The sequence below is a fragment of the Chitinophaga sp. genome (genome assembly GCF_036569185.1).
In the GTDB taxonomy this organism is placed as follows: Bacteria; Bacteroidota; Bacteroidia; order Chitinophagales; family Chitinophagaceae; genus Chitinophaga.
The window spans coordinates 1-13,632 of the sequence record NZ_DATCRD010000026.1 but is presented as its reverse complement, the minus strand read 5'-3'; the positions used below and the strand labels follow the sequence as shown (position 1 = coordinate 13,632).

The window sequence follows — 13,632 nt, the reverse complement described above, 5'->3', positions numbered from 1 at the left end:
AGATGAAAATAAAGTTATTGATATATTCCCTGGCCGCGGCTACCGCCTGGAGTAGTTGCCGGAACAACAGCATGGAACTGAGAGATATTTCCGACAGCACCGCCGTGGTATACATGCCACAGGCAGTTATCTCTCCCGCTGTTTACTCATTTGAGATATCCGGAAAAGCAGACAGTATTGTTTATGGCGCCTGCTACGGAGGCCCGCATTCACCGGCATCAGATATCCCGGTGAAATTCAGCGTGGATGCTTCGCTCATAGATCACTTCAATAATAATAATTTCACCAGTTATCCCATGTTGCCGGAAGGCAGCTATGAACTGGAGCAGGTCAGCGCAGTGATTCCGGCCGGTAGGTATAGCACGGCTCCTTTAAACCTGGTAGTGCATGTAGACAAACTGGATGGAGTAGGCAGTTACCTGTTGCCGGTAACCATTGAAACGAATATGAGTGTAAACGAAAAGTTGCGCACCGCTTATTTCCTGATCAACGGCCATTATGCTTCCAACCCGTTTCCTGCTATAGACCGCAGCAAATGGAAAGTAACCGGCTTTTCCTCTGAAGAGCCTACCGGGGAGGGAGCCTCCAATGGGCATGCTATTCACGCATTTGATGGGGATATAAATACTTTCTGGACCACTCAATGGAAAGCTGCCAAGCCAGGGCCGCCGCATTACATTACAGTAGATATGCAGGAGAGCCGGAAAATCCACGGTATCAGCATCACCGGCAGAACAGACAAAAATACCGGGGAAGTAAAAGCTACAGGTAACCCTAAAAATATTATCGTGGAGCTGAGCGCTGATGGCAATACCTGGATTTATTCAGAAAATTTTACACTGGCCAATGATAAAGTGAGCACCGTTTACCTGGCATACGCACATGAAGCACGGTTTATAAAATTAACGGTCAATGCCAGCCAGGGCGACAGCTACCTGACCAATATGGTGGAGATCAACGCATTCTGATCAACTGAATAAGGCTATGATAAAGAAATTTCCCTGGTCCCTGTGCCTGGCAGGCGTTATGCTTTCGTGTAACAGGTCTGATAAAGACAAGCCTACACCCGCGGAGCCGGCGCCACCTAAAACGATGGTAAGAGTGATGACTTACAACATTTACGGCGCCCGTGCTTCCGCGGGCGCGCCTGCCAACCTGGAGTCCCTGGCCAGGGTCATTAACCGTGAAAAGCCCGACCTGGTGGCGTTGCAGGAGGTAGACGTGTATACAAGACGTACCGGTGTTAATGTGCACCAGGCACAGGAACTGGCCCGGCTTACCGGTATGGAATGGTACTTTACAAAAGCCATTGATGTGGCAGGAGGGGAGTATGGAGATGCTGTGCTGTCGCGCTTCCCGATCCTCGAAAGCAAGCGCTATGCCTTACCCGTAGCGGCAGATGTGGGGGGCGAGTTCCGGACCATAGCCATGATCCGCGTAAAGAAAGAGGATCATGAGTTTTACTTTGCGGCCACCCACCTGGATCACCTGGCACAGGAAGACAGTCGTTTACTGCAGGCTGCGGAGATTAAAAAGATAGTGGCAGGGCTTTCATTGCCGCTGATCCTTGGCGGTGATTTTAACGCTATTCCCGGTTCCCGCACTATAGATATAATGCGCAGCTTTATGAGCCCAGGCTGCCTGCAGCAATGTGCTTTTACCTTTCCTTCAGATAATCCCGGCCGCACCATCGACTACATTATGACCACGCCGGTGAACCGTTTTTCTGTAACCCGTTACAGCAGCGTTACAGGGTACGACGAAGTGCTGAAAGTATATGCTTCGGACCACCAGGCCGTAGTGGCAGACATCAGCGTGCAATAAGAAAGCAGGTAAGCTTACAAAAAATACCCGGAATCAATTTTTTGGCGTATTTTGGACGCTTATCTGCAACTTATTTGAACAATGAAGAAAGTAATCCTAAGCGGCATGCTGGCGTTATCCTGTTGGATGGGGCAGGCAGTGCAGGCGCAAAGCAAGCATTCTTTTGCATTAAGTAAAACTGATTTTATGCTGGATGGGAAACCATTCCAGGTAATCAGCGGGGAAATGCACCCGGCCCGTATTCCGCATGAGTACTGGCGTCATCGTATCCGGATGGCGAAAGCAATGGGTTGTAATACTATTGCCGCCTATGTTTTCTGGAACTATCATGAGCCTGTGAAAGGGCAGTTTGATTTCAGTACCGGTAATCACAACATCGCAGAATTTATTAAGATAGCCCAGGAAGAAGGCATGTGGGTATTGCTGCGCCCGGGCCCTTATGTGTGCGCTGAGTGGGAATTTGGCGGCCTGCCACCTTACCTCCTGCAAACACCGGATATAAAAGTGCGCTGTATGGATCCGCGTTATATAGCGGCGGTCACTACTTATGTAGACCGCCTGGCTGCGGAAATAAAACCGCTGCTGGTAACCAATGGCGGACCAATTGTAATGGTGCAGATTGAAAATGAGTATGGCAGTTATGGCAACGACAAGGAATATTTAAATACGCTGAAAGAGATGTGGGTGAAGAATGACATCAATGTACCATTCTATACAGCAGATGGCGCCACAGCCTATATGCTGGAAGCCGGTGGCGTGGAAGGTGCAGCCATAGGACTGGACTCCGGTGGTTCTGAAGCTGATTTTGCGGCTGCAAAAAAACAAAACCCCGACGTACCTGCCTTCAGCAGCGAATCTTACCCTGGTTGGTTAACCCACTGGGGCGAGCAATGGCAACGGCCAGGTATAGATGGCATTGCCAAAGAAGTGAAGTTCCTCATGGATACCAAACGCTCCTTCAACCTGTACGTTATTCATGGAGGTACCAATTTCGGCTATACTGCCGGCGCCAATTCCGGTGGAAAGGGCTATGAACCGGATGTAACCAGTTACGATTATGATGCGCCCATCAACGAACAGGGAAATGCGACGCCTAAGTACGAAGCGCTGCGTAAACTGATCGGTTCCTATCTCCCGAAGGGTAAAAAATTACCTGCTATTCCAAAACCTGTTCCTGCAATTGCGATCCCTGCATTTAATCTCACCCCTTTTACTTCCGTATGGGATCATTTACCGCAACCGGTTAAATCGCCACAGCCAAAGCCATTTGAGGCTTACGGGCAGGACTACGGGTTCATGGTGTATAAAACCACGCTGATCGGGCATAAGAGTGGCAAGCTGACTATCAAAGACCTGCACGATTATGCTACGGTATTTCTCAATGGCAAATATGTGGGGAAAATTGACCGCCGCCTTGGAGAAAGAACAATTGACCTGCCTAAAAGTGATGTGCAAAATCCTGTACTGGAGATCCTGGTAGAGGGAATGGGCCGCATTAACTTTGCAGATGCACTGATAGACCGTAAAGGCATCACGGATCGTGTAGTCCTTAACGGTATGACGCTGATGAACTGGGAGGTGTATGGTTTGCCTATGACAGAAAAGTTTGTGCAGGAACTGAGCGCATCTTCCAATAACGCTGCCAAACCAGGACAGTTTTTTAAAGCCACTTTTAACCTTGATAAAACCGGTGATACCTACATCGATATGTCCGGTTACAGGAAAGGGATTGTTTGGGTGAATGGCCACAACCTGGGACGGTACTGGGAAATAGGCCCGCAGAAGAACCTGTATTGCCCTGCACCATGGCTGAAAAAAGGCGCCAATGAAATTGTAGTGTTCGATCTGCACCAGGAAGCGCCGGCACCGGTGAAAGGAGTAGTGAGTTTGTAACGCGGATTTTGTCTGACTCCGGATTATGATGATTTCGCTGATTACGCTGATTTGATTACTTTGGATTTTAAAAGATTTGGGAAGATTTAAGCGAATATATCCGCTTAAATCTTCTCAAATCTTTTTTTAATCATTACAAAATCAAATCAGCGTAATCAGCGAAATCAGTTTAATCCTGTTCCAAGACAATTTCCGCATCGCCGAAGGCGATCCTCCGCTAGTATACCGGCTTTAACCCTTTCGCCTTCCAGTAGTCGATGATAGGCTGGTAAGGGCCGAATTTGTGCTGCGCTACCGAAAAGGTGTCAGCGAAGGGGCCGTGGTCATAATCGATGGCCTTTTCAGCGATATGCGGATAGTCGAAGCTTTTGGGATTGGGCCGGGAATGGATCCTGTCATTGTTTACAAACGCGGCTATGTCCATTGCTTCCTTATCGGAGAGGAAGGGTTTGCCTGGTGATACTTTATCATAAGGCATATTGTTTTTCAGCCACTCTGCCTGTTTGATAACACGGTGCATGCTGGAGCCTGGCTGGTAAGCGCTGTTGCCCCAAAGCGGCGGATATACATAAGTGCTTTTATCTGCATTCCATTGGCCTTCCCCGTTAGGGCCATGACAGCGGGCGCAGTTGGTTTGATAAAGCACCTGGCCGTTTTCCGGGTTGGCGGCTATATCGGGGAAAGTAAGATGCAGGTTTTTAGCGCCTTTAAAAGGTTTGTTTTTAGGCACAAAGCTGCTGATCCATTTGAAGTAAGAAAGGAATGCCACCATCTCTTTGCTGTCGAGCGGCAGGGGCTTGCCATTATGCGGCCGCATAACGCAGTTGTTCACCCTTTCTGCCAGTGTAAGCACTTTGCCTTCCCTGCCGCGGTATTGGGGGTAGTTGTCGTGCGACGACATCAGGTTAAACGAAAACGCTTTGGTGCCTGCATCCTGGTGACAGTTGGTGCAGTTCATTTTATTGCCGAGATATTTTCCCGCGCTGCCATCCGGCCCAATATAACGGGCAGTATTGAGCATCAGTTCCCGGCCATACTTTACCGATTCGCCGAATTGATCATTGGGTATCAGCGCAGTATCGATACTGATATAGGAAACGCTATCCGGTTGTACAGGCGTGGCGGCTTTTGTTTCTCCTGTTACTGCTGATCCACAGGAAGATATCATCGCTATCCCCCAGCAACAGATTCCGCAAATCACAATGAAGCTTCTCATGTATAATTTTTTTTGTAGTGCACAATTATTGTTCATAACCCGGCTGAATAATGTAGGGCGCCAGTTTTTCCGCCGGGATAAAAGAAGCCCGGTACGACGACATGCCCGTTCTCAGCAGCCAGAGAAATCTTCCCTGGAAATTGGTCAGTATAACGGTATTCCTTTTGGTGGCGCATTGCAGCAGGGTAGTATCGCTTACTAAATAGCTGCTGCCCATCCGTTCGTTGTAGTTTTCCGGTGGCAGGATACTGTTAATGCGAAGTGTGGCCTGCTTGTTGTTTTCATCCAGCTTAAAGGAAAGTGTTCTTGATGTTTTTTTGCTGACACCGTTGTCGAAGAACATCAGTTCGCCGTGCTCATTGATATGCAGTGCATGCGCCTGGTCAAACAGCGAGGCCGCCGGCAGGTTAAAGTCGCCGTTCTTCCCGAATGTCCAGAGGCGCTTACCCGTGCGGGCATCTATCTTCCATATCTGCCCGTTGTTATAAAAAGAAATGAGGTAGTTGCCATCTGTATCAAACGCAATGCAGTTGGCGTGCATCCAGTCTTGTTTTTCTTTTAAGATGTTTTTATCGTTCAGCGGATCCAGCACATCAAACACTGTCCATTTCCATACCTGTTTACCTTGCCTGTCCAGCACCAGGATACCATCGCCTTTTACAGTATCCTGTTTGCTGCCGCCTTTGCTGCTGAGGTCACAGATCCTTTCTTCCACGCAAAGCGTTACAAACTGGTTGGCCTGGTTCAACAGTATTTCATGATGGATGGTTTGTTTAAAATCCTGTTGGCCTTTTTTGAGATTTGCGAGTGTATCACCGGAAATGGACAATTCCAGGATCTGGTCGCCGTAGCTGGTTTCGTAACCGGGGCCACCCAGCAGCGTGAGAAAAGTATTATGCTCCGTAAAATTTGCCACTTTAAAACCAGTGCCGCTTACCTGGTGATACCATACAATATTGCCTTTGGCATTCAGCAGGAAAAGAGTACCTGGATCATCGCGGCGGGTAAGCATTACATAGCCTTTCTTAAAAGCGGATGGCAGCACGGAGCTGTCGGGGCATATCACGCTGAACATATCTTTCATCCACACCGGTAAACCAAATGTATTGAACGTATAGGTCTTACTGGGATAAAGATCTTTGCCATGACCGGTTAGAACCCTGTATTCATAAGCCTTTTCAGGCAACAGGTTAGTGAGCACCATGCTATGGCTGACCCGGTGCTCAGATAATGGCGTAACGGTGCGTTGCTGTTCCTGTCCTTTCTGCCAGTATTCCACGGCTGCATCTACGGTATCGGTGCACAGTATAGCCGTTTTTACCTTGATGGCGTTTTGTCCCTGCGGCAGTAGCGTAATGGAAATAATATCGTTGCCGTCACTGTTCCCGCAGCCGGTCGTAAACAGCAACAACGCTGCCGCCATTGACAGCAATGGCAGCAGGCGTTGTAATTTATTCAATGAGATCATCTATACTGAATAATTTAGAAAAACAGTAACCGTTATTGACGGCGACCATTATTGCTGAGATTTTTATTAAGATCCGTTTGCGCCTGCGGGTAAGGAAAATATTTGTCACGCGCCAGGTTAATGGTGGGTGTTTTTCCTACCGCAGTAAGGTATTTATTTACCACGCTTTCATATTTCCCCATACGGATCAGGTCCTGCCGGCGTTTGCATTCAAAAAAGAATTCCCAGCCCCGTTCCTGTAAAATAGCATCCCTTAGGCTTTCTTTGGTAAAGGTACCGGCTGCGCCGAGATTAGTGGCATGGGAGCGGTCTTTCACCTGGTTAATAAGCGCGATGGACTCACTGTTGGGGCCATTCAGCTCATTCAGCGCTTCGGCCCTGCACAACAGGATATCCGCATAGCGGAGAATGGGGAATACGTGGCCATCATAGTAAGTAGTGGAGCCATTCGGATCGGCGAATTTGGTAGTAGCTACATCCGGCATGTAGTAGTATCCATCCGGCGGATTGGTTTGTCCCGGAGGAGCCTGCATATAATGCAAACCATCGGTGCCTATGTAGTCGGAATAGAACATTTTTTTGCGGTCGTCGTTGGCACCAAAAGTATTCCAGAAATACCAGGTTAAAGCAAAATACTGCCAGCGGTCTGTTACCTGCGGATTATTGATCGGGCCGAAGTGGTTCATGATTTCCACGGCATCTACCAGGGGATCTGCCAGCGCGCTGAAGATACTTTCCTGGCACCATTTATTTTTCTCTGCAAACAGCCCTGCATAGCTTGGATACAATCCATATCCCAGCGTCATGATCTGCGTGGTAAGGTCCAGCGCCTTTTGCCATTCATGTTCGCGCATATAGAGTTTGCATAACAGCGACAATGCGGCGCCTTTGGTAGCGCGGCCTATATCGTTACTGCTGTAGATGCTGTTGTTTAAATAATTTACAGGAAGATGGGCCGCTGCAAATTCCAGGTCGCTGATGATCATCTTATTGATGTCTGCTACCGGTGTGGTAGGTAATGCGGCTTCATAATCAGGTTGCGCGATATTTTTCGCCACTGTTTCTTCCGTTACAACTATTACCGGTCCGAAAGCATCGGTCAGATCCACGTAGCCAAGTGCGCGCAGGAAGCGGAGCTCCGCGGTGAACTGTTCTTTCTGTGCATCTGTAATGCTGGTCATTTTAGGAATATAATAGAGGGAGATGTTGGCGTCCGACACCAGTTTATACTGATGTTGCCAGGCGAAGGCCAGGTAGGTATTGGCCGGCGCCCACTGGCAGTCGGACATCAGTCCTACGTCTCCGCCGGAACTGGCATGGCCTATATCCGTGGTAAGATCTGAAATGGTAACCTGGAACCCTGCGTAGTACATCCAGGCATCTGATCTGCCGCTGGGTTGTTTGAGCCTTGAATAAACGCCGTTTACAGCGGCTTTGGCATCGCTCAGCGTAAGGAAGGCATTGGCATCCGTGAGGTAACTGTATACTTTAGGTTCCACCAGTTTCTTGCACGAACTGGCGCCGAGCAGCAAGGTGGTGAGTGCGATATATGCGTATTTCATTTGTTCCGGAATTTACAGGTTAAAAGTTCAATTTAAGACCCGCGGTAAAGGTGCGGTAAGCAGGGAAGGCAGTGTAATCCAATCCTGACGACAGGTTGGCGTTGCTGCCGCTGCTATTGAGATTGCTGTTCACCTCGGGGTCTGATCCTGTATATTTAGTGATCGTGAATAAATTTTGTACGGAGCCGTATACTTTAATGCCTCTCAGGCTTTTCAGGAAAGTTTTGGCTACCGGGATATTGTAACCGAGCATCAGCATTTTACAACGCAGGTAGGAGGCGTTTTCCACGAAGCGGGAATTCATCAAACCGCCGTAGGCAATGGCGTATCCATCTCTCGGTATATCGGTGTTTTCGTTGTTGGTGGTCCACCTGTTCAGCGCAGCCTTACCGGGGCCTGATTCCAGCACCAGGCCGGTACCGTTGTACAGGCTGTAATCCAGTGCGCCCTGCAGGAATATGTTCAGTTCAAAACCTTTATAGGCAAAGTTGTTATTGATACCATAGATATAATGCGGGTTGGCATGGCCAAGATAGGTACGGTCGTTGGCATCGATAATGCCATCGGGCTTACCGTTGGGACCACTGATATCTCTGAATTTCGGATCGCCCGGTTTGGAGTTGGGCTGTGCAGGATGCGCTTCACCGGTTTTTATGACGCCATCATAGATGTAACCATAGAACGTACTTAGTTCGCGCCCCGGTTCCAGTTTGGTAAAGTCCATACCACGGCCGCCATAGAGATTAGCGGTTTGTGTGATCACGTATGGTCTGCCGCCGAGGTCGAGGCAGTTCTGTTTATTGTAGGCAATGTTCACCGTGGTGTTCCAGGTGAATGCGTGATTGATGATGTTTTCAGTAGTAACAGATAATTCCACCCCTTTATTTTCGATGCTGCCGGCATTCACCGTTTGTACGGCAAAACCATTCCAGTCGCCGATAGGCATATCAAAGATCAGCCGGTTGGTTTTTTTCCGGTAGTAATCGATAGTAGCGGAAACCCGGTTGTTGAAAAAGCCCATATCAATACCCAGGTCCAGCTGTGCGGTGCTTTCCCATTGCAGGTCTTCATTGGGCAGGCGGGTAATTACCGTTCCACCATAGCTATCGCTGCCTTCGCCCAGGGATACGTTGGTAGGCCCGAAAAGCGACATGTAAATATAATCGCCGATCCTGTCGTTACCGGTAACGCCGTAACCACCTCTTACCTTCAGGTTGGAAAAAATGTTCAGGTCTTTGATAAAATCTTCTTCACCGGCTCTCCAGGCGAGGGAGCCTGATGGGAAAATACCAAAGCGTTTGTTACCTCCGAATTTTGATGATCCGTCGCGGCGCACTGTTACTGTAGCCAGGTATTTATCTTTCAGAGAGTAGTTGATTCTTCCATAGGCAGAAGCCATTTTTGAGGGTATGGTGTTGCTGGTGCTTGACAGTCGCTCGGTACCTGCTTCCAGGTTATGGTAAAGGAAAGCATCCGTGCTGAATTTCTGTACCAGGGAATAATGTTTCTGGTATTTATCGGACTGGTAAGATACCCCTGCCACTACATTGAGGGAGTGGATGGTATTAAATATTTTCCGGTAGGTAAAATAGGCTTCCACCAGGTTGCGGGAAACAGCCAGGTCATTCAGGCTGGCTTTGCCCTGTACTTTCTCGCCATCTACCAGGTCGCGGGGCAGATAGGTACCTTCTTTGGTGGTGGTATATTCCGTACCGCCGTTCACACGGAAGTTAAGGCCGTCCAGGATCTGGTAGTCGGCATATACGTTAAAGTTCACTTTGTTCTCGAACCGGTCGTTGGTAGGGGCCATGAGCCATGCCAGCGGGTTATCCCTTCCTTTGAACCGGGCGTAGGAGCCATCGTCGTTGTACACAGGAATAGCCGGGGAGGCGGTGATCACGCCGTACATTACGTTGGAGGGCACAATGTTGCCATCATAGGTTTTGAAGTTGGTATAAGCATGTGAAGCATATACGCTGGCTCCTGTTTTAAACCGTTTTGCGAATTGCTTATCGTAATTCAATCTCACAGAATACCTTTCAAAAGAAGTATTTTTCAGTGCGCCATCCTGTTTGAAGTAGCTGCCGGACAATGCTACCCTGTCTTCCGCAGTACCGCCGCTCACGCTTAAATTATGGCTTTGCACGATACCCGGGCGGGTGGCCAGTTTAAACCAGTCGTTGTCACGCCCGCTGGCCAGGTCGGCGGGGGTATAAAAGGCAGGTTGTCCTTTTTCGATGGCTTTGGCATTGGTGACCTGCATATTTTCCAGGCCATTCATTTTATCATATTCCTTCACGATCCTTTGCGTACCATAATAGCCATCATATTGGATGGCGGCGCGGCCGCTCTTACCTCTTTTGGTAGTGATCATTACCACGCCGTTAGCGCCGCGGGCCCCGTAAATAGCGGTGGAGGAGGCATCTTTAAGGATCTGTATATCATCGATGTCATTGGGATTGATGTCCTTTCCTGTTTCAGAAGGGAAGCCATCTACCACGTACAGCGGCTCGTTCGTGGATTTGATGGAGTTACCACCGCGGATGCGCACAATGGTTTGTCCGCCTGGCGCGGCGTTCGACTGGCTCACCTGCACACCTGCCGCGCGGCCCTGGATGGCCTGTGCAGCATTGCTGGTTACGCCGCCGAGGTTCATATCTTCACTGGAAATGGAGCTGATAGCACCGGTGAGGTCTTTCTTTTTAGTAGTACCGTAACCCACTACCACAACGTCGGTAAGGTTAGATACTTCTTCGGAAAGCGTTACTTTAAAGCTGGTGGTTTTGCCGTCAAATTTCACCGACCAGGTTTTAAAGCCCACCATGGAAATTTCCAGTGTTTCGCCGGGGTTGGCGTTGATCTTAAAGCTGCCGTCGGTATTGGTAACGGTGCCGAGTTTGGTACCTTTTACCGTTACCGTAGCACCGGGCAGCGGCTGACCTTTATCAGTGGTAACCACGCCATGTACCTCGATGGGCGGCGGTGGCGTAGTAGCCGGTTGCAGTACCGGTTTTGTTTTTACAATGATAGCGCCTCCTTCAATACTGTAAGTAAGGGGCTGGTTGCGCATAAAAAGATTCAACGCATCGTTTACAGGCATGTTGCTTACCGTGATATTGGCCCTGCCGCTTTTTTCCAGCAAGGCTTCATCTGCCAGGATATTGAGGCCGGTTTGTTTGTTGATTTCCCGGAACACCTCTTTGGCGGTAGCATTTTTCATCGACAGGCTTACTACCTGGTCCGGGGCTGCGCTCACCTGTGCCGTGGTAGCGAAACATAGCAGGGCCAGGAACTGGCTGACCTTTAGATGTTTGGTTGGACGCCGGTTGCTTTTACACCGGGAACTGGCAATAGTACGTAATTGCATACTTGTGCTGAGTTTTGATTGAGAGAATGGTTTGGTTGTGCTATCTTCTTTTACAAGTCTTTGTTACAATGAACATTCCCGTCATACTGGTTGATATAATTGTTCACCTCCAGGCTTTAATCGCCCTGTATAATCAGTTTTTTCCCTTCTAAGCGGTAATTGACATCGTTGGCATTCAGCATTTTTAAAACATTCACCAGGCTGCTGCGGCGGCTGATCATCCCGAAAAATTTCCTGGGCCTGAGCTGGCCTTCATATACAATCTCCACATCATACCAATGGGAGAACTGTCGCAGTACAGTGGTCAGATCCGTGCTCTCGAACTGGAAATAGCCTTCTTTCCAGGCGATTATTTCAGCGGTGTTTACACCGGTTACTTTTTTTACATGGCCGTTGGGGCTTATCTGCGATTGTTCACCCGGCGCCAGTTGTATGCTTTCTTTCTTACTGTTTACCTTCACTGCGCCTTCCAGCAGGGTGGTATTGATAGTGGCTTCATCTGCGTAGGAGTTGATATTGAAGCTGGTGCCCAATACATCTACCGTTGCCTGGTTCACCAGTACGCGGAAAGGCCGGCGGGCATCATGCGCCACTTCAAAATACGCTTCCCCGCTAAGCTCTATCCGGCGTTCTTCCCCGGCAAAGGTGGCGGGGAAGCGGATAGAAGAAGCGGCATTCAGCCATATTTTGCTGCCATCGGCCAGTACCAGCGGGTAGGTTTCCCCGGGGCCGGTGGTGAGCGTATTATAAATGGGCGCACTGTTGGTTCCCTGTGTTTTAACGTATACCAGTTGCCCGCCCTGGTTATGAACGGCGCTGTTGCCCTGTTGTGCCAGTTGCTGTATACCGGCGCTGTCCAGTATTATTTTTTCCCCGTTGGCGAGAGTGAGCACCGCTTTATGCCCGCCGGGCATTACAGTTGCCGGTGCGGTCTTGTTCACGGTGGTAGCTACTTTGGTGGCTGCCGGCTGCCGCAAAAAGTATACAGCCGGAATGGAGAGGCCCAGGAGTATCACTGCAGCTGCAGCCAGTTTAAACCGGCCATCATTCCTCCGGGGGGAGAGCGGTACTACCGGCGTGCCCTGTATATGCTGTAACAGCTCCTTCCTGACCCTGTCGCCGGGCTCGCCGGAGTGAGTGCCATCAGCAGGCTTTACCTGCCGGAATGCCGCCTGCATTTCGTTCAGGAGGGTACGGCCGGAAGCATCGTCCCGCAGGTAGTCCATCAGCTCAAGGGCTTCCTGCGGACTACAGGTCCGTTGTTGCCAGCGTTGCAGCAATAACCGGTAATATTCATTGTTCTTTCCTGTGGGCATATATATTACTATCCCAAAAAAAGAAGGTAGGGTGGGTGGGGGAGAAAAAAAATTACCTGGAGGGATTCATCAGGATGCCGGAAACCAGTAGCAGGGGAAGAATACCGTCTGTATTGGTGTAAAAGAAGAACTTAATGCTTTTCATGGCCAGCACCATATGTTCTTTTACGGTATTACGGGAAATGCCCAGTTCTATGGCTACTTCTTCGTAGCTTTTGCTTTCTTCCCGGCAAAGCCGGAATACTTTCTGCCGCTGGGGTGGCAGTTGCGCTATGGCCTGGTGCAGTAAAGATTCGTATTGTTTCCAGAGCAGCTGCGTATCTGCATCTTCGGTCTGCTGCTGTAATTCCTGCATCACCTGTAAACGGAGGGCTGCATCGGCGCTGATCTTCTTTAAGAGTTTAAATACATGGTTCCGGGTAATACGGTACAGGTAACCGCTGAACGATAGTTCAGGGTTGATGCGCTCCCTAATCTCCCAGATCTTTATAAACACTTCCTGTAGTGCATCTTCGGCCAGTTCCGGGATATTAATGAAGTGGAGTATATAAGTGTAAAGTGAGGGGTAGTACTGATCATATAGTTTTATATACGCTTCGGTATCCCCTTGCTGCAGTCTTTGCAACAGAACAGCTTCTTCATTGCCCACTGGATTCTCGATTTGATGACTAAAATAAGCAATTGGGCGGATAATTCGCGGAAAAATTCGCGGATTTTGTCTGACTCAGGATTAAACTGATTACGCTGATTACGCTGATTTGATCATTTTTGATTTTAAGGATTTGGGAAGATATAAGCGAATATTTCACCTTTTCTCCCCCAATCCTTTAAAATCATCTATAAAATCCCAAAAAATAAAATCAGCGTAATCAGCGTAATCAGTTTAATCCTGAGTCAGACAATCTCCGCATCTAGGAGAACGCCGGGGCGTATTCTGCAGCAAAGGAGGCAAAATCCCGCGCCGGCTTCCCGGTGATATCCTGCAC

At 49.0% G+C, this 13,632-nt stretch carries 9 protein-coding genes; 3 read left to right on the top strand and 6 right to left on the bottom strand.

The window, feature by feature from the left end; all coding sequences use genetic code 11:
• Nucleotides 1-2 precede the first annotated feature (2 nt).
• From VIM72_RS01810 to VIM72_RS01800, 3 genes are all read left to right on the top strand, one after another.
• The gene (locus VIM72_RS01810; RefSeq protein WP_332001160.1) at nucleotides 3-968 is read left to right on the top strand and encodes a BT_3987 domain-containing protein; all 966 of its coding nucleotides are present in this window, start codon (nucleotides 3-5) and stop codon (nucleotides 966-968) included.
• Nucleotides 969-984: 16 nt separating this feature from the next.
• Nucleotides 985-1,824, top strand: coding sequence for an endonuclease/exonuclease/phosphatase family protein (locus VIM72_RS01805; RefSeq protein ID WP_332001159.1), 840 nt, complete (start codon nucleotides 985-987; stop codon nucleotides 1,822-1,824).
• Between the two features lie 81 nt (nucleotides 1,825-1,905).
• Entirely contained in the window at nucleotides 1,906-3,717 is a 1,812-nt protein-coding gene (locus tag VIM72_RS01800; protein ID WP_332001158.1) for a beta-galactosidase family protein, read from the top strand.
• Nucleotides 3,718-3,934: 217 nt separating this feature from the next.
• Here the strand turns inward: VIM72_RS01800 and VIM72_RS01795 are convergent, their stop codons facing one another.
• The 6 genes from VIM72_RS01795 to VIM72_RS01770 form a co-directional block, all read right to left on the bottom strand.
• Nucleotides 3,935-4,933, bottom strand: coding sequence for a c-type cytochrome (locus tag VIM72_RS01795; protein WP_332001157.1), 999 nt, complete (start codon nucleotides 4,931-4,933; stop codon nucleotides 3,935-3,937).
• A 25-nt stretch (nucleotides 4,934-4,958) separates the two neighbouring features.
• Nucleotides 4,959-6,401 (bottom strand): aryl-sulfate sulfotransferase, encoded by a 1,443-nt coding sequence (locus VIM72_RS01790; protein ID WP_332001156.1) that lies wholly within the window; start codon nucleotides 6,399-6,401, stop codon nucleotides 4,959-4,961.
• Nucleotides 6,402-6,433: 32 nt separating this feature from the next.
• Nucleotides 6,434-7,963 (bottom strand): RagB/SusD family nutrient uptake outer membrane protein, encoded by a 1,530-nt coding sequence (locus VIM72_RS01785; protein WP_332001155.1) that lies wholly within the window; start codon nucleotides 7,961-7,963, stop codon nucleotides 6,434-6,436.
• Between the two features lie 19 nt (nucleotides 7,964-7,982).
• Complete coding sequence (locus VIM72_RS01780) at nucleotides 7,983-11,330, bottom strand: TonB-dependent receptor (protein ID WP_332001154.1); 3,348 nt, start codon at nucleotides 11,328-11,330, stop codon at nucleotides 7,983-7,985.
• A 116-nt stretch (nucleotides 11,331-11,446) separates the two neighbouring features.
• On the bottom strand, nucleotides 11,447-12,646 hold the full coding sequence (locus VIM72_RS01775) for a FecR family protein (RefSeq protein ID WP_332001153.1): 1,200 nt from the start codon (nucleotides 12,644-12,646) through the stop codon (nucleotides 11,447-11,449).
• A 52-nt stretch (nucleotides 12,647-12,698) separates the two neighbouring features.
• The gene (locus VIM72_RS01770; protein ID WP_332001152.1) at nucleotides 12,699-13,295 is read right to left on the bottom strand and encodes an RNA polymerase sigma-70 factor; all 597 of its coding nucleotides are present in this window, start codon (nucleotides 13,293-13,295) and stop codon (nucleotides 12,699-12,701) included.
• Between the last annotated feature and the right edge of the window lie 337 nt (nucleotides 13,296-13,632).